20 protein-coding genes are annotated in these 20,544 nt (G+C 64.2%); 4 read left to right on the top strand and 16 right to left on the bottom strand.

Annotated elements, in window-relative coordinates:
* Nucleotides 1-1,286 precede the first annotated feature (1,286 nt).
* The gene (locus ABTV10_RS26960; RefSeq protein WP_499035376.1) at nt 1,287-2,390 is read left to right on the top strand and encodes a helix-turn-helix domain-containing protein; all 1,104 of its coding nucleotides are present in this window, start codon (nt 1,287-1,289) and stop codon (nt 2,388-2,390) included.
* An 82-nt stretch (nt 2,391-2,472) separates the two neighbouring features.
* Complete coding sequence (locus ABTV10_RS26955) at nt 2,473-3,288, top strand: mycofactocin-coupled SDR family oxidoreductase (RefSeq protein WP_499035375.1); 816 nt, start codon at nt 2,473-2,475, stop codon at nt 3,286-3,288.
* Here ABTV10_RS26955 and ABTV10_RS26950 read toward each other — a convergent pair.
* Nucleotides 3,275-3,919: an HAD family hydrolase gene (locus ABTV10_RS26950; RefSeq protein ID WP_499035373.1), complete on the bottom strand. Its 645-nt coding sequence runs from the start codon at nt 3,917-3,919 to the stop codon at nt 3,275-3,277. The genes ABTV10_RS26955 and ABTV10_RS26950 overlap by 14 nt on opposite strands.
* A 68-nt stretch (nt 3,920-3,987) precedes the next feature.
* Here ABTV10_RS26950 and ABTV10_RS26945 point away from each other — a divergent pair, with 68 nt between their 5' ends.
* Entirely contained in the window at nt 3,988-4,833 is an 846-nt protein-coding gene (locus tag ABTV10_RS26945) for a MaoC/PaaZ C-terminal domain-containing protein (protein WP_499035372.1), read from the top strand.
* Nucleotides 4,834-4,841: 8 nt separating this feature from the next.
* Here the strand turns inward: ABTV10_RS26945 and ABTV10_RS26940 are convergent, their stop codons facing one another.
* Both ABTV10_RS26940 and ABTV10_RS26935 read right to left on the bottom strand, forming a co-directional pair.
* Complete coding sequence (locus ABTV10_RS26940) at nt 4,842-5,795, bottom strand: GDP-L-fucose synthase family protein (RefSeq protein WP_499035371.1); 954 nt, start codon at nt 5,793-5,795, stop codon at nt 4,842-4,844.
* The gene (locus tag ABTV10_RS26935) at nt 5,792-7,051 is read right to left on the bottom strand and encodes an acyltransferase domain-containing protein (protein WP_499035370.1); all 1,260 of its coding nucleotides are present in this window, start codon (nt 7,049-7,051) and stop codon (nt 5,792-5,794) included. The genes ABTV10_RS26940 and ABTV10_RS26935 overlap by 4 nt, the downstream gene beginning before the upstream one ends.
* A 147-nt stretch (nt 7,052-7,198) precedes the next feature.
* Here ABTV10_RS26935 and ABTV10_RS26930 point away from each other — a divergent pair, with 147 nt between their 5' ends.
* Nucleotides 7,199-7,750, top strand: a complete 552-nt coding sequence (locus ABTV10_RS26930) for an AAA family ATPase (RefSeq protein WP_499035368.1) — start codon at nt 7,199-7,201, stop codon at nt 7,748-7,750.
* A 28-nt stretch (nt 7,751-7,778) separates the two neighbouring features.
* On the opposite strand, the gene ABTV10_RS26925 is transcribed toward ABTV10_RS26930, so the two are convergent.
* The 13 genes from ABTV10_RS26925 to ABTV10_RS26865 all read right to left on the bottom strand — a co-directional run bounded on the left by ABTV10_RS26925 (nt 7,779) and on the right by ABTV10_RS26865 (nt 20,527).
* The gene (locus ABTV10_RS26925; protein ID WP_499035366.1) at nt 7,779-8,894 is read right to left on the bottom strand and encodes a hypothetical protein; all 1,116 of its coding nucleotides are present in this window, start codon (nt 8,892-8,894) and stop codon (nt 7,779-7,781) included.
* Nucleotides 8,887-10,155, bottom strand: a complete 1,269-nt coding sequence (locus tag ABTV10_RS26920; RefSeq protein ID WP_499035364.1) for an MFS transporter — start codon at nt 10,153-10,155, stop codon at nt 8,887-8,889. Before ABTV10_RS26920 ends, ABTV10_RS26925 begins: the two co-directional genes overlap by 8 nt.
* A 50-nt stretch (nt 10,156-10,205) precedes the next feature.
* The gene (locus tag ABTV10_RS26915) at nt 10,206-11,309 is read right to left on the bottom strand and encodes an inositol-3-phosphate synthase (RefSeq protein WP_499035362.1); all 1,104 of its coding nucleotides are present in this window, start codon (nt 11,307-11,309) and stop codon (nt 10,206-10,208) included.
* Between the two features lie 59 nt (nt 11,310-11,368).
* Nucleotides 11,369-12,352: a Gfo/Idh/MocA family protein gene (locus ABTV10_RS26910; protein ID WP_499035361.1), complete on the bottom strand. Its 984-nt coding sequence runs from the start codon at nt 12,350-12,352 to the stop codon at nt 11,369-11,371.
* Nucleotides 12,349-13,635 (bottom strand): glycosyltransferase, encoded by a 1,287-nt coding sequence (locus tag ABTV10_RS26905; protein WP_499035359.1) that lies wholly within the window; start codon nt 13,633-13,635, stop codon nt 12,349-12,351. Before ABTV10_RS26905 ends, ABTV10_RS26910 begins: the two co-directional genes overlap by 4 nt.
* Nucleotides 13,636-13,660: 25 nt before the next feature.
* A complete protein-coding gene (locus ABTV10_RS26900; RefSeq protein ID WP_499035357.1) occupies nt 13,661-14,404 on the bottom strand; it encodes an SDR family oxidoreductase in 744 nt (247 codons plus the stop codon).
* Nucleotides 14,401-15,297 carry a cysteine peptidase family C39 domain-containing protein gene (locus tag ABTV10_RS26895; protein WP_499035355.1) on the bottom strand — a complete coding sequence of 299 codons (897 nt, stop codon included), beginning with the start codon at nt 15,295-15,297 and terminating at the stop codon, nt 14,401-14,403. The genes ABTV10_RS26900 and ABTV10_RS26895 overlap by 4 nt, the downstream gene beginning before the upstream one ends.
* Before the next feature lie 140 nt (nt 15,298-15,437).
* Nucleotides 15,438-15,734: a phosphopantetheine-binding protein gene (locus tag ABTV10_RS26890; protein ID WP_499035354.1), complete on the bottom strand. Its 297-nt coding sequence runs from the start codon at nt 15,732-15,734 to the stop codon at nt 15,438-15,440.
* A 15-nt stretch (nt 15,735-15,749) separates the two neighbouring features.
* The gene (locus ABTV10_RS26885; protein ID WP_499035353.1) at nt 15,750-17,114 is read right to left on the bottom strand and encodes a class I adenylate-forming enzyme family protein; all 1,365 of its coding nucleotides are present in this window, start codon (nt 17,112-17,114) and stop codon (nt 15,750-15,752) included.
* Entirely contained in the window at nt 17,111-17,767 is a 657-nt protein-coding gene (locus ABTV10_RS26880; protein WP_499035351.1) for a hypothetical protein, read from the bottom strand. The genes ABTV10_RS26885 and ABTV10_RS26880 overlap by 4 nt, the downstream gene beginning before the upstream one ends.
* A gap of 98 nt (nt 17,768-17,865) precedes the next feature.
* Nucleotides 17,866-19,041 carry a beta-ketoacyl synthase N-terminal-like domain-containing protein gene (locus ABTV10_RS26875; RefSeq protein ID WP_499035349.1) on the bottom strand — a complete coding sequence of 392 codons (1,176 nt, stop codon included), beginning with the start codon at nt 19,039-19,041 and terminating at the stop codon, nt 17,866-17,868.
* On the bottom strand, nt 19,038-19,295 hold the full coding sequence (locus tag ABTV10_RS26870) for an acyl carrier protein (RefSeq protein ID WP_499035348.1): 258 nt from the start codon (nt 19,293-19,295) through the stop codon (nt 19,038-19,040). Before ABTV10_RS26870 ends, ABTV10_RS26875 begins: the two co-directional genes overlap by 4 nt.
* Nucleotides 19,292-20,527 carry an aspartate aminotransferase family protein gene (locus ABTV10_RS26865; protein WP_499035346.1) on the bottom strand — a complete coding sequence of 412 codons (1,236 nt, stop codon included), beginning with the start codon at nt 20,525-20,527 and terminating at the stop codon, nt 19,292-19,294. Before ABTV10_RS26865 ends, ABTV10_RS26870 begins: the two co-directional genes overlap by 4 nt.
* Nucleotides 20,528-20,544: the final 17 nt, after the last annotated feature.

The raw sequence follows: 20,544 nt of genomic DNA, 5'->3' as shown, positions 1-20,544 counted from the left end.
GACTATAGCCCCATCCGCATTGCGAAATGTCTGGGTTTGCAGAATCAGTCTTCGAGTCAATGACATTCGCGGTTCCAAGACTCTCGCAGCGAACAGCCCATCCGACACGCACTACCATACCGGTGCGTCGGTTTTATACTCTGCATCACTGGGATGAGATGACACGCTGTAGAACACGGTGTCGAGCGGGAAGGGAAACGGTCCGGCAGCGCAATGCCCACACCTCGGGACATTGCCTCCATCGATGCCGACACTGTTAGAGAACCCGGAGGTCGACAAACGCCGATAGCTGGAATATGGCTCCCAGGAAGGGGTTGCGACTCGTCGATTGCATCCCACCTGTTGCCACACAGGATCCTGAGCGGTTGCCAACCACTCTCGACACGCCCATATAGGCCGGGGCTTTCGGGGCCGATGTTCCGTCTCGATCCGATGGACGGGGCTTCAAATCGCCCTTCTGTGTGGTCGCATCCACGTCAAGGTGTCATCGCAGCTCAGCTGCCGTTCCCTAGAACTATCCCGATTCTACGTAGTCCTCAGAACATCTGTCAGACAGTGACGTTCGCAGGCGACCAACTTGCTCTGTGTTTGCGAGGCCATAACAAGACTGGCTGACCGGTATGTGAGAGTCTGTCCCCTGAGAGATGACCGAGGGCGGCTCGGCCCTGTCTAGGCCAGCTGTTGTTTGACAGGAACCTGGGAGCTCGCAATGCGGTGGCGCTTGGTCTCCTCCCCCGGTCCGAAACTAGGAGATGATCTGTGCCAAAGAAGCCAGCCTTTTGGGCCGCAATCGGCGCCGACGCTATCACTGTCCGAGATTTGACACCGCGACTTCCCAGTGCGTCAACTGTGACGTTGAGGGGCAAGGCTCCCGATCCGGCGGAGGAGGACCGGGCGATCAAGACGCGTGGTTCTGTCGAAACCTACAGTTTGGCCGCCGAGACCACCAACATTGCCTATCTGCCCGACGTGATTTCGCGCGTAGCCTCCGACGACCGCAAGCGTATATCCGTGCCGCGGACCTGCTGCAGAATCCATCTGTCGAACACCAAAGCCACAGCCCTCCCCGGTTCCATCTACCCGAGGCCCAGCGGGTGGTCCGATGCACCAGGCCTGACACGATCCCCTCCTCGAATCCGATGGCACGACCATCGTCGACGCATTCGTCACCGTCAAGGCCCAGGACCGAGAAAAGACCTGCGCGAGTATGACCTTCATCGGTTCGATAGACCATCGTTATCCAAGTGCTTTGGGCTCAATTTGCTCTCTTCTGTGGAGGTTGATTGATGGCAGAAACAGGAATGGACGACGCAGGGAGAGCGCTACGGCGATTGCGGCGGGAGGCCGGTCTTTCCTTAGCCCGACTCGCCGAACTCACCCACTACAACAAGGGATACTTGTCCAAGGTGGAGAACGGCAGAAAGCCCATGACGATGGAACTGGCTCAGGCCTGCGATCGGGTTCTCGCCGCCCGCGGGGAACTGGTCGGATGCGTCATAGCTGCGGCACCCAAGATTCGCGGTGAAGGACTGCGGGTGGCACAGCTACCCGCAGCGCCCCGCCACGTGTTCGGCCGAAGGCAGGCACTTGAGCAGTTGGAACGGCTCCTCATAGGTGACGGCGCGCCGGGCGGTGTACCGGTGGTCTGTGTCGATGGCCCGGCCGGCATCGGGAAGACCACCTTGGCGCTGCATTGCGCCCACGCAGTCTCGCACAGGTTCGGCGATGGAACTCTCTACGCGGACCTCGGTGGCCGCACCTCGACCGGGTCACCAGAGGCGCCGGTGGACGTGCTGGGCCGATTTCTGCGCGCTCTCGGCGCACCGTTCGACTGCATTCCTGACGGCGAAGCCGAGCGGGCTGCCGCCTTTCGTTCGCTGCTGGTGGGCCGTTCGGTTCTGGTGGTGTTGGACAACGCCGAAACATCCGCACAGGTAGGGCCGCTGGTACCTGGCACGGAGGGGTGTGCCGTAGTGGTAACGAGCCGCATGCCACTGACCGGCCTGTTGATGGCACCCGCACCCGCGACTCGGTTTCCCGTGAGCCCGTTGACTCTCGATGCCGCAACCGATCTCATCCGATCGGTGATCGGGGACCGCCGAGCCGGTGCCGAGCCCGATGCGTTAGCCCGCGTCGCCCGACGCTGCGACTACCTGCCTTTCGCTCTGCGCGCCGTTGCCGTGTGGCTGACCGCGCACCCACACATAACAATCGCAGAGTCGGACAGCTACCTGCCTATGCACGAGTCCGCGCTGGGTTGGCTCTCGAAAAGCGCCGGTGAGTATGAAGGCCCCATAACGACACTCGAGCCAGACCGGGTCATTGCCCGTCCGACCGTCGGCCCAGGGATCACGGATGCCGACAAACGCCGACTTACCAATGCAGGCTGATTGCGGTCCCGCACAGCTTGCTCTTCACATACCGATTCGCTTGTCGGACGCGGAGCAGTTCGTGTCCGGAAAGGACGTTCAGATGACTCTGCTCATGCACAACAAGGTCGCATTGATTACCGGTGCCGCACGTGGACAGGGACGCGCACACGCGTTGCGGTTGGCGGGCGAGGGCGCGGCCATCATCGCCGTCGATCTTTGCGCCACGTTGCCCGGTGTCTCTTATCCATCGCCCGTACCGACCGACCTCCACACCACCGCCGAATTGGCTCGAGCGGCTGGTGCGAAGGTGGTGGCCGCGATCTCTGACGTCCGCGATCTCGCAGATCTGCGTGCAACTGTGGACGAGGCGGTCGCCGAGCTGGGGCGCCTCGACGTCGTCGTGGCCAACGCGGGCATCTGTATCCCGCGGGCCTGGGACAAGGTCACCGAGCAAGACTTCGACGACACTATCGGTGTCAATGTGCGCGGCACATGGAACACAGTGATGGCGGCTGCGCCGCATCTGATCGAAGCCGGTGGCGGCTCGATCGTGCTGATAAGCTCCTCGGCAGGCCTCAAAGCACAGCCGTTCATGATTCCTTACACCACAAGCAAATTCGCCGTCCGGGGAATGGCCAAGGGGTTCGCCGCCGAATTGGCGCGCTTTGGTATCCGGGTCAACAGCGTGCATCCGACCGGCGTGGATACTGATATGGGAGGCCGAGCCATGCTGGCTCAGTTGTCCAACGCCAGCCTGGCCGATCCCCGGCTGCGCGGCATGCTGGTGAACATGCTGCCGGTTCCGGGGATCTCCGTCGATGATGTGGCCGAGACGGTGCTTTTCCTGGCCTCCGATGCCTCGCGGCACATCACTGCGCACGCGATGGCCATCGATGCCGGAATCAGCGAGTTCTGACCGACGTTGTGACGCCCGCGACGGTTGAACGCAGTTGGGAACGAAGCACTTCGGGGGTTCTGATATGCAGCACTGACATCCCCAATTCTCGGGCGATATCGATCACCTCGGCACGATCGTCGATCATCAACGATTCCTGCGCATGCGTCTCGCAGTGGTCCAACACTGTGGCGAAGTACTCAGCCGACGGCTTGACCTGGCCCATTCGCCACGACGAGCACAGTCGGTGAAAGTGCTTGTAGTGGCCGAAGCGAGAATTCTTCAACTCGTCCCAGTGCTTGGCCTCGTTGTTGGCCAGGACTACGGTCAATCCTGGATGGGACCGCACGACCTCGGCCAGCGCGGCGACGTTGTCGTCGTAGCAGTGCACGTTGGCGAGGTAGAGCCGATCCGCCCAATCGGCATCGAACTCGTGGGCTCGGGCAGCGCCCGCCGAGGTAAGCGTGTCGCGCAAGACCGCATGCACATGATCATCGCCGCTCTCGTATTGATACGCCGAGCCCTTCAGTTGCGCCAGGAGTCGATCCGGGTCCGCAGCGTAACGCCGCGCGAGGTCCCCGACGAAACGGGTCTCCTCGATGATGTTGTTGAACAAAACCCCACCCGCGTCCACCAACAGCGTTGTGATCATCACCAATTCCATCCTGTCATTTGCAGAAACAACGTCTCGACACTCCATAAAAGATTGGTTACTTAATCATGACTCTGTGGCACGATCTGGTCGGCTACAATTGGGATTCCGGAACGCGGAATTGGGGATTTTCCGACACTGCACTCTATGCGCTCGGAGTGGGAGCGGGTGCGGACAACCCCGGTGCCGAGTTACAATTCACCACCGATAATTCGGTCGATTGTCCGCCGGCGGTATTGCCCACTTTCGCCACGACGTTGCTCTCGCGAGAGCGGCAGCCGTCGTTCGGCGATTTCGACCCGGTCCAGCTACTGCACAGCCACCAGTCGTTGACCCTGCATGGCCCGCTGCCGACCACCGGCACTGCCGCGTCAACCTCACGTCTGACCGCGCTCTACGATCGGGGGCACAGCGCCCTCGCGGTCATTGATTCGACTTGCGTGGACCCGAGCACCGGAAGACCTCTGGCCGACCTGCGTACCGGACTGACGATCAGGCGAGAGGGTGGCTTCGGCGGCGAGCCCGGCCCTGACGACCCGTGGGATCGTCCAGACAGCCCTCCCGATCAGGTGATCGATTACCGCACAGCCCCGAATCAGGCACTGCTCTACCGGCTGAGCGGCGACCGTAATCCGCTGCATTCGGACCCGAAAGTCACGGCCCGAATTGGTCTGCGAGGTCCGCTGCTGCATGGCCTGTGCACGTTTGGGTTCGCTGGGCGGGCGCTGCTGCACGCGCTGTGCGGCGGTGATCCTGCCCAATTTGGGACCATTTCCGCCAGGTTCACCGCACCGGTCTTCCCTGGACAGACGCTGTCGGTGCGCATCTGGGAGCGCGGCAACGATGCGCTGTTCCAGGTGTCCACCGAGCGCGGAATCGCGATGGATGCGGGTCTGTTCACCCGCTCTGGGTGACCAACCGCTCACGATGCCCGGACCGAATCTGCATACCACTGCGCAGTGTCGCGCAGCCCATCGGCCAGCCCGATCGTGGGCTTCCACCCGATTTCTGTCAGGCGGGAGATGTCGAGAAGCTTGCGGGGGGTGCCGTCTGGTTTGCTTGTATCCCAGATGATTCGGCCGGTAAATCCAAGGGTATCAGCGACCATGGCGGCCAACTGCGCGATGCTCATATCCGTCCCGATTCCGATATTGACCGATTGGGCATCGTCGTAGTGGTCGAGCAAGTGCAGGCAGGCCGCCGCGAGGTCATCGACGTGAATGAACTCTCGACGCGGTGTTCCGGTACCCCAGACGACGACCTCCTCCGCACCCGATTCGACCGCCTCGTGGAAGCGGCGGATCAGCGCGGGCAGCACGTGCGAGCGGGTGGCGTGGAAGTTATCTCCAGGGCCGTAGACATTTGTGGGCATGGCCGAGATCCACCGCCTACCGTACTGCCGGCGGTAGGACTGCACCGCGATCACACCCGCAATCTTGGCGATTGCATAGGCTTCGTTGGTCTCTTCCAACGGGCCGGTCAGCAATGCCGATTCGGGAATGGGTTGTGGACTCTGCTTGGGGTAGATGCAGGACGAGCCGAGGAATAGGAGTCGATCGACACCGACCGCGTGTGCAGCGGTGAATAGGTTGGTCTGGATGCGCAGGTTGTCGTTGAGGAATTCGACGGGTTCGGTGTTGTTGGCGTTGATTCCGCCCACCCTCGCGGCGGCGTCCACGACCACCGCGGGCCGGACCGAGTCGAAGTAGTCCGTGGTGGCCACAGCGTCGGTCAAGTTCACGTCGACGGAGTGCACGCCGACTACTGACGTGAACCCCTGGTCGCGCAGGTGGCGGACGATAGCCGAGCCGACGAGTCCCGTCGATCCGGCCACCAACACTGTCGCCGAACGGTCAAGAGGAGCAGTCTTGGTCATTTCCGTCCCAGTTCTTGGTCGGTCAGAACCGGGACATTCGCACCCCGGCAGTAGAGGGCGCCCAGTGCCCGCAACAGCGAAACGGACTCGGGGGTGCCGCGGTGGCCAGAGGCTATCAGTAATGGGGCGTCGATACCGTTCGCATGAAGGGTGTCACGCAATGGCTTGAGTAGCACCGGATGTGGGCCTATTTCCAAGAACGCCCGGATACCGCGGCCCGCCAGCGTGCTGACTACCTCGGTGAACCGCACGGGTTGCCGCAGATTGCGGGCCCAGTAGTCTGCGTCCGCGCTGGGTTTCGAGCCGGGATCGACGGTCGATACCCAGGCGGTGTGTGTTCGGGCCGGGGCCAGATCCGCTAGCTCAGCACGCAATTCGGGCAGTACGCTGTCGACCCGCGGACTGTGAGAGGCTGCGGTGATGCGGATCATCCGGCAGCGCACTCCTTCCGCCTGGAGCTTCTCGATCAGCGCTGTGGTGGCCTGCTCGTCGCCGGTGATCACCGTCTCCTCCGGCGCCGAGTGGGCGGCGACAACAACTGTGCCGCCGATGACCGCGGCGCACCGGGCCGCCGCGGTCTCGCGATCCAATCCGACGGTGGCCATCGCGCCGCCGTCACCCGCAGCGTCCAGCAGCCGACTTCGTACCGTCACCACCCGCGCTGCCTCGGTTAGACTGAGCGCCCCAGAGACATGTGCAGCTGCGACCTCCCCCAGACTATGTCCAACGACCGCCGCAGGGCGAAGCCCACGCGCCCACAACCACCGTGCGGTGGCAACCTGCACTGCAAAGATCAGTGGCTGTATTGCGGCCGGAGTGTCCTGCGACGTTTCCGCCTGCCCAGTCAGTGAGCGGAGCACACCGCCGGGCAACAAGTCGTCCAGCTCGGTGAGCACTTCCGCGGCCTCTGGCGACCAGTCCAGCAGCGCACGACCCATGCCGGACCACTGGCTACCGTGCCCGCCGAAGCACCATGCGACACGTGCGGCGGCGCTGTCGGCCTTTCCCGTCACCCAGCGTGGGCTGGCCAGGCCGTCGGCGAAGTAGGTCAGTCCCTCGATGAGCCCAGCTCGGTCCCCCGCCGCAACAGCCAGACGATAGGCCCCAGGTCCGCGGCGGCCGGCCGCCGCGGGATCGTTGCCCTCGGAAAGGGATCTCGCGTCCGCCAGCGCCGCATCGGCCAATCCTGAGTGATCGGCCGCTGAATAGAGCAACAACCACGGTGGTACCGCCGATGTCCCGTCGGTATTGAGCATAACCCCCTCCTTGCGTTCGGGTCGAAATTCGTGCTACTTCTCTCATTGCATGATTGATAAAGAGTCGGGTTCAATCAGGGCGAGGGTTCGAAATATTTGCCGTTCGACGAAAACCGTCGACAATTCGAAGAGATGGGATATTTGAGCATGCCAGAAGATTCCTTCCAAGGTACAGTCGTCGATACTGTCCCGGCCTCACACGCATTCCTCGTGATCGGCATCCCGGGATCCGGAAAGAGCTCGGTGTCCGACGAATTGGCGCGACGGTTTCCGATCAGCGCACATATCGAGGGTGACCACCTGCAGGACCTGATTGTCTCTGGCGGGCATCTTCCCTCCCCGGAGGAAGATCGGGAGGCCGACCGGCAGCTTCTGTTGCGAGCCCGAAATGCCTCGGTGCTGGCCCGCAGCTTCCACGCCGCCGGTGTAGTGCCGGTCATCGACGACGTGGTGGTTCGTCGCGCGCATCTGGAGTTCTATCAGGAGCACATGAAGGACCTCCCTCTTCGGCTGATTGTGCTGGCACCGACGCCGGAGACCGCAGGAAACCGGATCGCGGCGCGCGACAAGAAGCTAGCCGATGACTGGTCCTTCCTCGACGAGGCCCTGCGCTCCGAGCTTGAGGGTGAAGGCACCTGGATCGACAGTACCAACCTGACGCTGACTGAAACCGTCGACACGATCCTCGACAGGAGCTGAGAGTCAGATCCGTTGTGCGCCATCCGCATCATCCACCGTGGATGATGCGGATGGCGCGCAACCAGGTCCGCATGTGGTGTGCGCTGCGATGCAGGAAAGCCCGTGCCTCTGGTGTGTACGCCCGTCCACCTGCCTGTTCCGCGAAGTCTTGTAGGCCGTAGCTGAGCGACTCGTACGCCTCGGCGTAGTCGGAGCCATCCAGATGGAAACCGGTGAGCCAGTCCAGCAGTTCGTCCATGAACCGGATCGCGGGCAATTCAATAGCGAGATCGTCAAGCAGGTCGTGCACATTGCGCTTATGGTCGACCAGCGGGCCCCCGAAGCGGACCGCATGACCTAGGTGTTTGGCGCACGCCGCGACGAAATAGCCGCTGAAGATGTCTCCGAACCGCTCCACTGGTGCGCCACCAATCGGCTGGCCCATCCGCAAGAAGTAGTACGCGGGCAGGGAGTCATGGTGAACGGCGGTGTTCTGGGAGTTGATGGGGCACCAGGTATCTCGTGCGAGTACCGCCGTCTCGCCGCCGTAGCCGATCACTTGAGGCCGGATGGCCAGCCGGGTGACCGCGTCCACATCTGGATCGTCCAGCCACAGCCCGGCATTGACTCGGACGTCTTCGGTCGACTCGAACGTAGTCATCCGCGTCGCGCCCTCCCTTGGCCCATAAGGAAATCCTCGCGGAAAAATCCGGCACGGATCCACGGTCAACAGATCACAGGCGTTATACCACCCGGTGTCGGTCGACACGACCCGATAGCTTGTTGGGCCCTGCAGTACGACTTTGTGCTCGTTCAGGAAGGGCTGATCGACAGGCAGATTGTCGTCGTCCATCGACACTGCGAAGGAGCTGTTGTTCAGATACGACAGCAGGTATCCGATATTGCGCCGGTTGTCGGAGTCGTACGGAATCAACTCCGGCACCCCGAGTTTGGCGAGCAGTCGGTCCTGTTCGTCGATATCTGGTGCCACGATCATGGCTCCGCGGCCGCGGGCACGCTCGACCGCGTTGTGGAACGCGGCCGGCGTCTTGCGGTCGGGGATTACGACGAGCCGGGCGCCGGTCTCGGCCAGAGTGTCGGTGAACTGCTCCAGAAACTCCCCGGAACCGATCGTGGTGATGACGATATCGATCGTGTCAGTCATGTTCCTTCTCCAACTCCAATGCGGGGATGTCCCGCCACGTGTGTAGCCGTGAGGTTGCGGTGATGATCGGGGCACTGAGCCACACAACCATCACGATGGCCAGCCCGAGCCGAGGACCGAATACGCTGCCCAGTCCACCGCCGACCAGACCACCAACGAACAACATGCCGCGGCTGATGAACCGGACGCAGGCGACGGTGCGCGGCAGCAGTTGATCCGGAGTCAGCATTTGCACCAGGGTCGCCTGGCCCACGGTGAACACCGTGTACCCGGCGTGGAACAGCAACGCCCCGGTGATGAAAAGAAGCAGTCCGGATCCCTCGTGGGTGAACGGAAGTAGCAAGCCCGCGGGAGCGAGGACCGCGGCTGGTATCCATGCTGCCCGCGCGGTGCCGATCCACCGGCTGATCCGGCCCGCAATGGACGCGCCGATCAGCGCGCCGATTCCGACCGCTCCCAGTAGAAAACCTAGCGTGCCAGGGGTGACCCCGACGTCCTTCGCCAGGAAGATCACCACCAAAGCCTCGTAGGCCGCGAAGCAGCAGTTGCCGACCGCGGAGGCTGCTGTCGAGGCGAGAATGACCGGATTCCCGGACACGAACCGGATCGCCTCGCCCATGTCGGCGAGTACACCGCGACCGGCGGTCTGCGGTGCCGACGCCTCGATATGCGACCGCATTAGTAGATTGCAGATCACCGAAACGGCGAATCCCGCCGTATTGACCAGCGGAGCGACGTGCGGGCCGAGCACCTGCACTGTGAATCCGGCCAGTGCCGGCCCGAATGCCAGTGAGACCGCGCGGGCGACCTGCAACCGGACATTCCCGTAGAACAGTTTGTCCCGAGGTAGCATCTTCGGCGGCATGGACAGATACACGATCTCGTAGAACACTGTCGCGCAGCTCACCAGCACGTTTGACAAGTACAAATGCCACAGCGCCAGATGTTCCGTGGCCGCCAGCACCGGCACCATCGCGACGATTATCGCGCGACTCACGTCGGCAGTCGCCAGCACGGCCCGTGGGCGTAGTCGGCCGGCGTACACGCCCGCAGGCAGGGTCAGCAGCAGCCACGGCAGATATCCCGCCGCGGTGATGAGACCAACCTCTCCAACATTCGCGCCGAGTGTATCGACGGCGAGCAGTGGGAAGGCGATGACCGTCGCCATACCACACAGCTGGCTGATTCCGGAGCCGATCCAAAGCAAACGGAAGTCTCGTCCGAGCGTCTGCTCCGAAGTCGCAGTTACTGCTGGCACCATGTTCGAATGTAATCCTATTGGTTCGGGCCGACGCGGGCGTGCCCTCCCACTCATAGCTGTATTGATGCAACGGAACTCGCCCTGATGAAGGTCTCGAGCTCGGCGCGCGCCTTGTCGTCGGCCATCTGGACCGGCGGGGACTTCATCAGGTACGCCGACGCCGGCAGGATCGGGCCGCCCAGGCCGCGGTCCTTGGCGATCTTCGCGGCGCGGATGGCGTCGATGATGATGCCGGCCGAGTTCGGGGAATCCCAGACCTCGAGCTTGTACTCCAGGTTCAGCGGGGCGTCACCGAACGCGCGGCCCTCGAGGCGGACGTACGCCCACTTGCGGTCGTCGAGCCACTCCACGTAGTCCGAGGGACCGATGTGGACGTTGCGGTCGTGGACCTTGCCGGCCAGCGGGCCGTTGAGGTTGGAGGTCACGGCCTGCGTCTTGGAGACCTTCTTCGACTCCAGGCGCTCACGCTCGAGCATGTTCTTGAAGTCCATGTTGCCGCCGACGTTCAGCTGGTAGGTGCGGTCCAGCACGACGCCGCGGTCCTCGAACAGCTTCGCCATCACGCGGTGGGTGATGGTGGCGCCGACCTGCGACTTGATGTCGTCGCCGACGATCGGGACACCGGCCGCGCGGAACTTCTCGGCCCACTCCGGGTCGGAGGCGATGAAGACGGGCAGCGCGTTGACGAACGCGACACCGGCGTCGATGGCGCACTGCGCGTAGAACTTGTCGGCCTCCTCCGAGCCCACCGGCAGGTAGGACACGAGGACGTCGACCTGGGCGTCCTTCAGGGCCTTGACGACGTCGACGGGCTCGGCGTCGGAGACCTCGATGGTCTGCGCGTAGTACTTGCCGATGCCGTCGAGGGTGGGGCCACGCTGGACGGGGACGTCCAGCGGCGGGACGTCGGCGATCTTGATGGTGTTGTTCTCGCTGGCGTTGATCGCCTCGGAGAGGTCGAACCCGACCTTCTTGGCGTCGACGTCGAACGCGGCGACGAACTTCACGTCGCGGACGTGGTAGTCGCCGAACTTCACGTGCATCAGGCCGGGAACGGTGGAGTTCTCGTCCGCGTCCTTGTAGTACTGCACGCCCTGGACCAGGGACGAGGCACAGTTACCCACGCCCACAATGGCAACACGGATGTCGCTCATGATTTCCTTTCGCCGGGTTCTTGATTGAGACGGACCGGACATCACACGGGCCCGTCCGGTCATGGAGTGGTGGGTGCCGTCCCGGCCCGTGCGGACCGTTCGGCGGCCAGCGCGCAGCGCAAGGCGGCGTGCGAGTCACGCCAGCAGCCCGCAGCCGGATCGTGCGGGCCGCCGGCCACCTCGACAAGAAACGCCTCGACCTGGGCCCGGTAGGCGCTCGCGAATCGATCCCAGTACCCGCTGTGATGCGGTGTGATCTGGGCGCCGGGCTCCTGCGCCTCATTGACGCCGGCGAGCAAATTGCCCTGCGCCCCCAGGATCTCGGCTCGCACGTCGTAGCCCAGAGGCTGCCAGCGGCCTGCGGTGAGCACGGCCAGCGTACCGTCGTCGAGGCGGAGCATGGCGGTCACTGTGTCAAAGTCGTCGATCTCGGCCAGTTCCGGTCGCGACAACGCGCCGCCATCCGCACTCACCCGTTCGACCGAACGACCGGTGAGCCACCGTACCAGGTCGAAGTCGTGCAGCATCAGGTCGGTAAAGATGGCGCCACTCTCGCGCAGCCGCGCGGTCGGCGGTGGGGTTACATCGTGGGAGACCAAGCGCAGCAGATGGATTCGCCCCAGTTGCCCCGCTGTCGCCCGCGCGCGCAGATCTGCGAAGCCCGGATCGAAATGCCTCTGGAACCCGACCCACAGCGGGACGCCGCGCTCTTCAGCGAGCGTGCCGATCCGCTCGGTCTCATCGAGATCGGTGGCGAGCGGCTTCTCGCACAGCACGGGGATATCCGCCTGGACCAGCGACTCTACAAGCGCGGGATGGCTTGAGGTCGCCGAGGTGACCAGAGCCGCGTCGCAGCCTCGGTCTATAAGCTCCTCGACCGTTCCCACGATGGTGGCCTTTTTGGCCGCGCGGGCGAGCCTCTCCGATCGATCTAGATCGGTGTCGAGGCAGACCACATCGTACGGCCCGAGGGCGTCGAGGTGGTCGGCGTACATCGCGCCGATCTGGCCGCAGCCGACTATGCCGATCACTGGTGTGCTCATCGGGCCGCCCCCTCCGCGATTACCGAATGAGCAAGTGCCACCAGGTCGCTGGCGGCACAGCGCTCACGCAACCGGATCCCCCACTGCCGTGCGGCCACCGTGAATGCCTGGTTGTCGAGCACTTCCGCTAAGCCCTGCCGGATGTCGATGGCTCCGACCTGCGGCTGCTTGGCCGGACCGGAGTAGCGGTCGGTGAAGGCCAGCCGGCCGTGCGAGGTGGTAGTGCTGGTGCGTAGCAACACGCCCGCGCCGCGGTCGGCGATCAGATGTCGGCCGTTCATCTCCTGCTCAGACATGAACGGCATGATTACCGAGGGCTTGCCATGCAGGAGGGTGGCAAGCACCGTCGCTGATCCACCGTGGCTGAGTACAACGTCCGCCCAAGCCAATGGCACGTCCAGGCCGGTGAATCCGGCGAGATGAACATTGTCCGGGATGGCCAACCCGGACATATCGGCGAAGCCACCGGACACGTAGACCGTCCACGGCTGTCCGGCGCAAGCGTCGAGGATATTTCCCAGCGCTTGTCTTCCCACTGTGCCGCCACTGCCGACGGTGACATAGATCCTCGGCAGGTCGGTGTTCGGTGGCGGATTTCCGGCGGGACGAGGCGGATTCCAGTACATGGGGCCGACGTAATGCAGCTCACCGCGGTGCGGCGGCCCGTCGACTGGCTCCAAGTCGGGATGACTGGAGATCAGTGTGACGTCGCCCCACAGTAGGTGTTCGGCACGCTCGACCGGCCCCAAGCCTAATTCGCGTGAAATCGTATCCCACACAGGCAAACTCGATGGATGGGGGAGCAGGACCCGCGGGGCCACCGTAGACCACGGCATCCAGCCATTGACCCGCGTGGTGACGAAATCCGCGTCGGCCAGAGAGATCACGGGTAGTCCCGCCGCACGCGCGGCCAACGCCGCGGTGGGCGCCATGTCGACTACCACTGCCGTCGGCTGGCACCGCTCGATCAGCTCCCTGTCAGCGGCGATCCGAGCCCGGACCCGATCCTCGCGGTGAAAGCTCGCTGCGACCGCGAATACCCGTTCCACATTTGCAAAGGGCAGGTAGGGAGGAACTGAGTGCCGGTTGTTCGGCCGGGGTGCCCCGGCGGCGGATTCGAGTACCGGGAATCCGGCCTCGTGGACCATGGCGCTCAGTCCGGAATCTGCGAAGATCACCTCGTCGCCGGTCTCGGCCAGCGTTGCGGCTAGCACGAGGCATCGTCCCGTATAGGCTGCGCCGCCACCGAACCCCCAGGGGAAGAACAGAATTCGTTCACTCATGGATATCCCATTTCGTTGTCCATGATCAGCTCGTCATCCCGCCATCGACCGCGATCACTTGGCCGGACACATAGGAGGCGGCTGGCGAGCACAGGAACGCCACCACCTCGGCGACCTCCTCGACCCGGCCCGGCCGGCGGAGCGGGGTCCGTTCGATCACAGAATGCCTGGCCTGCTCGGAGAGCCCCGTGTGTGCGGGTGTGCCTTCCATCAGTCCGGGGGCAACGCAGTTGCAGGTGATTCCGAACCGCCCGTACTCGCGGGCAGTCGTCCAAGTCAGCCCGTGTAGACCCGCTTTGCTTGCCGCGTACACAGCCTGCCCCGGCTGTCCGCGAAGCCCGGCCACGGAAGACACCAGTACTAACCTTCCTTGCGACCGCCGGGTCATCACCCGCAGCGCCGCCCGCACACTGCGGAACGTGCCCGCGAGGTTGGTATCGATCTGCTCGTCCCATTCCGCGTCGTCGGCGGCGACCAGGAGCCGGTCACGATGCACGCCGTGGTTGACCACCAGCGCGTCGATCCCGCCGAGTTGGGCCTCCACTTGATCGACCATTCGCCCAGGCGCGTCCGGCTCTGAGAGATCCGCGATCACGAGAGCGGATTTCGCGCCCGCCGCACGCACCTGGCCAGCTACCGCCTCCGCGGCGTCAGCGTTGTGGTGGGCGTGCACGGCCACCGCCGCGTATCCGGATCGGGCAAGCGCGAGCGCAATCGCCCCGCCTAGCGGTCCGGAGCCTCCAGTCACTAGCGCCACGGGTGGGGTCATGTCGCCGCGTCCTCGGAGACCGGGAAGCAGTTCCGTGCGATTTGCGTGAAACGCTCCCGCAGCCGAGGCAGTGCCTCGGGGTCATGTGGCCCCTGCACGCCTCCCGCTGCGACCAGGGCCTCTCCCAGTCGATCCAGTGCGGTCTGTAGTGGGCGGGCGAGTCCAAGCACCCTCGGATACACCGTGAGCGGTTCGGGGTGTTCGTGCGCGGCGATCAGGGCGGTTCCCAGACGCTTGGCACACACCCGGGCCGCCAGGGCGGCGGCCCGCACCTCTCCTACCTCCGGCGGCAGTCCGACGTCGGCGGTTAAGGCGAGCGCGTGACCGTAGATGAACAGCTGCGGCTGAATGTCGCCGAGGGCCAGAATGTGCAAAGCTCGGGCGGTCACTAAGCCCAAACCCTCATCCCCCAATTCATCGATTAGCGCACCGAGGGCTGTGGCTCCTGCGATCAGCAGCGGCGTATCGCCCGCCACTCGCTCAGCGAAGTACTCTTCGCCGCTACGGTTGTCCGGTTTCGCGGTCAGCTCGACCGCGCCGACCCACGTGAAAAGCTGACGCTGTGCCTCTGTGATCTCCCAGCGTCGCCGGAAGCCGTCGTTGGGATCCCCGTCGGTGTCGAGGACGGTCATCTCGCTACGCTCCGGCGAGAACTCCACTGCAAGCACCGCGTGATCGTGGAAATGATACCGGCCCTCGTACTCGTCGCCGGGAAGGTGGAACCGGTCCGGTAGCACCATGATTGGCTCGCCCGCGCTGAGTCGATCTAGCACGAACGGTACGTTGCGGGTGCCGTCGTCGAACGCGGTGCGATAGTGCACGCGGCATCCGTCGAAGTCTTTCGCGAGGTCGCGGCCGACGGGGTCCAAGGGGCCGTTGAGTGCGCGGGCCACCGCAAGGGCTTCCAGCCCCCGGAACCGCAGTACCGCCTCGATGCACCGCAGTACGCAGTTCAGCCCGTCCAGCGCGCGGTCACGCCACCCGAGGGCGCCCTGCTGATCGAAGGTGGGCAGCTGGTGGCGGGCCGTCGAAGTCATTGCAGCTCGCGACCGGCGGCGCGTGCCCGCGCGGCCAGCGTGTCTGCCAGCGCCCCGAGGGTTTCGAATACGGTCCAGTCCGTTTCCTCCTCGCTGTAGGGCACGCCCCATCGCTCTTCGAACCGCGAGAAGACGACGATCAGATCGAGCGAATCCATGCCGATCTCCTGCAGGGTGGTCGACGCGTCGAGCGACTTTGGCAGGTGCGGGCGTTCGGACAACACCGTGGTGATGAGCTCCATGACGATGTCGCGCTCACTGTCGGTCCTGGGGGGGTTAATGTTCTCTGTCATGTGATGCTCCTTCTGTCAGCTCTCGTTCTCGATCAGCAAGCTTCGGCGTAACTTCCCGCTGCCAGTCCTGGGCAGCGCGTCGACTCGGCGAATCACCGCGGGCACTTTGAACGACGTCAGCAGGGCACCAGCTTGACGACGCAGCGACGCGGCGTCGAAGGTATCGGACCCCGCCTCGACGAAAGCCCAAACCTGGCTTCTCCCATCAGGTCCGGAGCGACCCACGACTGCGCAATCGTGAACGCCCGGCAGCGAGCGGATGACCTCCTCAACCTCGACCGGGGAGACCTTGTTGCCGCCAATGTTGATGACCAAGTCACTGCGCCCTGTCAGCCGGAGCTCACCTCGCTCGAGCACACCGAGGTCACCGGTGGTTACCCACCCATGCGTGTCGGCCAGCGGAACTGCTCGGCCGGCCTCGAACCGCACCGGAGATAGTCCGGGGAAGCGGACCGCGACCGGTCCGGGGGCACCGTTACCGGCACGGAGCTGCACCTCAGGAAGAGCGTGTCCCACAGCGCCCGTCAGGGAACCGCCCTCCGGATCGAGAGTTAGCTGCCCCAGCTCCGAATTGCCGTAGTGGTTATAGACTGGGACGCCCTCTGCGCGCCATCGCTCGACTGCCTGGGCGGGCAGCGTGTCGCCCGCGCTGACACACTTGCGCCAGGCCGTCGTCAGAGGGATACCAGAACGCCCCCACCAGTCGAGAATGATCGGGACTGTCTGCAGGATCGTCGGCCGGTGCTGCTGGATCAGCACCCGCGCCTGGGCCGGACTCAGGGGTGCTTCAGGGACCAGCTGGCATGCTCCGGCGGAGAAGACCGCGAGAGTGCCAGCCTCGATGGCGTAGCTGTGGCCGAGCGGGCTCGTGGTGAGCACAATGTCGTCGGGATTGATGCCGAATGTCTGCGCGAACACCGCCGAGTTATGCAGCGTGCCGGACCATTCCCTGGAGATTACCTTTGGCCGCCCGGTCGTACCCGAACTGGTCATCGCGAACGTCGGATCTTCACCGAGTCGCGTTGCTGGCCTCAGGCGCTCGATCCCCTTCGGTCCGATCACCATCGCGGCGTCGAAGTCAGCCAACGCAGCCGTGCGCTCGCCCGCAGCCATCCGTTCCTGCAGGACGAGAATAGCCGCGTTCGCAGCGTTGGCGGCAGCGAACTCAACGATGGAATCCACTCGGGAGGTCATCACGATGCAGACCGGCGTGCCCGCCTTGACGCCAGCCGTCAGGAGTTCGCGGGCGCGTTCCTCCACGGCCCGCGCGAGCTCGGCGTAGGTGGTTGTCCCACGCGAATCGATGACGGCCGGTCGGTCGCCCCTGCCCTCGCGGATGTGGCGGTTAATGACATCTAGGAGTGTGCCGTTTGTGTTCATTCCGCGGCCCTCACTGTGCATCGATAGGTTTGTCGTCTGCCTACCGCGACCGCCGTCACTGGATCCGTCAGGTGAGCCCGCCGGGTCAGTGCTTCCGCGATAGTCGTGATTGTCGCAGTCGCCCGGACGTCGGCGACCGGACAACTCACCACCGGTCCTGTGTCCACGGCGCCGATCTCGGCCAGCACCTCGGCTCCGCGAGTACGTGCAGAATCGGCGGTCTCAAGCAGTAGGAATCCCGCCCAACCATCGGTGAGGTCGCTGCCCAGCGACGCCGCTGCGGCCGGGCTCAGCAGCTCGTAGCCGCCGCACAAGACCGCCTGGCGCCCGTCTAGCCGCAGCCTGCGTAGCGCAACCGCCAGTGCCTGCATTCCCGCAGCCACGCCTAGGACTGTTGCGCTGAAACCCCGCAGACGATGCCGTAGGCACAGCAGCGACGTGACGCCATGAGGATTGAAGTAGATGAAGGACTCCGGCGCCAGCGAGGACCGCGCCCCCGCGTCGAGCCGGGCCCTGATGGTCTCCGCGACGTGACCGGTTCCGTAGACCGAGCCCATGACGCAGCCAGTGCGATCCGGATCTGGCCCGTTATTTAGTGCAGTGCCCGCGATCTCGCTGATTCGCTCAGGCAGCTCACGGGTGAGAGTGTTCACCTCCCGCCTACCATCCGCCCCGGCAGTGTGTGCTCGCCACAGGTTGGTGGTGTCGACCGGTCCCGAAGCCGCGGCGGTGATCACGATCGAGCTATTCATCATGGCCTCCGAATGACGAGAGCGGTATTCATGCCACCGAGCCCGCACGAGATGGTGAGGGCGGTTCGTAGTCCTGGAACACGTCGTGGCTTGCTCCCGCCAACGAGGTCGAGGTCCGAGTAGGTCGGGTCCACGGGCTCGGAACCCCAGGTGGGTGTGACCGCCTGATGAGCCAGCGATAGCACACAGGCGAGCGCCTCTACCGCACCCGCTCCGCCCTGTAGATGCCAGAGCACACCTTTGACGCTGTTGACTGGGACTGAACTCAGGTGCTCGCCGAATACCGCACGTAGCGCGTCGATCTCGGCATCGTCACCGCGACGGGTACCGGGACCGTGGGTGTTGATGAAGTCGATCTCGTCGGGGGCCACTCCGGCATCGGACAGTGCGAGTCGCACAGACAATTCGATCCCATCCGAGCCAGGGGCGGCCAGATGTCCGGTGGCGTTGGTCAGCCCGCACCCCGCCAGCACGGCCCTCGGGGCGGCGGCCCCACCCGGGGAGCAGTAGTCGAGCGGTTCCAACCGCAGCACCGCCGCACCCTCGGAAAGCCCGATTCCTCGCCGCTGGGAACTGAACGGCTTGCATCCTTCTGGGCCGAGAGTGCGCAGTGAATTTAGCCCGAGGAACGCCATATCGGTCACCGCGTCCGCACCACCCGCAACGGCGGCGGATGCGGCACCGGATGCGACTAGATCGCGCGCGATACCGATAGCCGTCGCGCCGGCGGCGGACGCGCTTGCGACGGTAATCGCCTCACCACCCAGACCGATTCGCTCCGCGCACGCCGCAGCTAGGTCGCCCGCCAGGTGTCCTGACCGCGGTGGCACCACACCGGGATCGGTCGTACCCAACACGAGCGCGGTCCGCGCCAGCAAGGAGTCGTCGAAGCCTGCAATAGACTCTCGAACCGCGGTTTCAGCGAGGTCGAGAACCCTCCAGCCGTCCTCGTCGACCGCGTGTCCTGGTACCTGGCCCGCGGAACGCACCGTCGCACCCGCGACATCGAACCTGGTGATAGGCGGCAGATGTGACTCACCTCGAGACAGCGCCTCCCACAGCGCGGGCACCCCGATCCCGCCCGGGCTACACGCACCCATGCCGGTGATCGCCACTGCATTCCGCGTGGCTTCCTGCGCCGCCCTTACTGGGTCGACGCGCGTTGTCATCTTCATCGTTGTGATCCCCGATTCAGCTCGGCCGCGAGCGAACCGATGCTCGACGACTCCAGCACCGCATCGTCGCTCAGCGCGACACCAAGTTCCTGCTCCAGCTCACTGATAACTCCGATGAGCAGCACCGAATCCACTCCGGCCGCGGCGAGCGACTCCGTGTCGCTCAGCCAGGGCAGCGCCTCGTCCTCGCCTAGCCGTCGAGCCAGGCGGGCCCGCACCAGCGCGAGGACTTCCAGATCTGTGTTCGGTCTCATGCCACACCAGCCGCGAGTCGCATTGCCTCGTCGCCGGCCTCCAACACGTAATCGATATCGGCGTCAGTAATGGCTGCGCACACGAACCAGTGGTGTGTCGGGTGCAGCATCACGCCGCGCCGCGTAGTCTCCGCGAAAAACGTGTCCTGCAACAGGCGTGAGCGTTTTTCGTCAGGATGGGTGAAGGCCAGAAACGGCATTTGGGGCACCCCACGTACTTCGGCGGGAACCCCGTACTTGTGTACCAGCCGCGCAAGCCCGTCCTGCAAGCGTGTGCCCATCGCCTTCACTCGGGCCAATGCTGTCCCGTCGGCGAGCTGATCGATCGTGGCCACCGCTGCTGCCATCGAGACCGTATTGGAGTAAAACGTGGATGAGATATGGGTTTTCCCGACCATTGCCATCACATCGGCGCGACCGGTCAGGGCTGATACCGCCCAACCATTGGCCATCGCCTTACTGAAGGTCGCCAAATCGGCTTGCACGCCGAACAATTCCTGCGCGCCACCTAGCGCGACGCGGAATCCTGAGCGCATCTCGTCGAACACGACCAGCGCACCATGCTCGTGCGCCAGGTCGATCGCGCCCTGTAGGAATCCCGGTGCTGGGCTGTCGAGTTCGAACGGCATCAATAGTAGGCAAGCGATCTCGTCGGGGTGGCTGCGGAACACCTGGCGCAGGCTGTCCAGATCGTTGTACTGAAATGTCGCAACCTGACCGCGCACTGTCTCCGGAATGCCACCTGGGCGCTGTGCGGCCCAGTCATGCCAACCGTTATAGCCCCAGCGCACCAAGCGGTCGCGGCCGGTGTACGCGCGCGCCAGGCGCACCGCGGCACTTGTTGCATCTGACCCAGTCTTGAGTATGAAAACCCGCTCAGCACCGGGGATCGTCTGCACTAGTCTCTCGGCCAGCTCGACGTGAACTTGTTTTCGCAGCGAGATCGAGAACCCCTCCTCGATCTCCCGCTGTGCAGCCTTGGTTACGAGCGGGTCAGCGTGACCGAGGATGATCGTCCCGTAGGCAAGAATGAAGTCGAGATACTCGTTCCCGTCGACATCCCAGACCCTAGCGCCGCGCGCGCGTTCCCCGTATACCGGATAGGCGCCGTCGACGAGCCGGTCTCGCTCGATCACGTAGTCCTCTTCGGAAAGGGTGGCATCGACCAACCGGCCACGGGCGAGTAGCTCCCTCGACCGGTCGAGGCAGAGCTTCTTGGCAAAGTTGGTCATGGTTTAGTCCTTTCCCG

The sequence above is a fragment of the Paraburkholderia sp. RHO2 genome (assembly GCF_050955445.1).
Classification (GTDB): Bacteria; Actinomycetota; Actinomycetes; order Mycobacteriales; family Mycobacteriaceae; genus Prescottella; species Prescottella agglutinans_A.
Note: the sequence above shows the minus strand (reverse complement) of the source record. Positions and strands in the feature narration are given on the sequence as shown.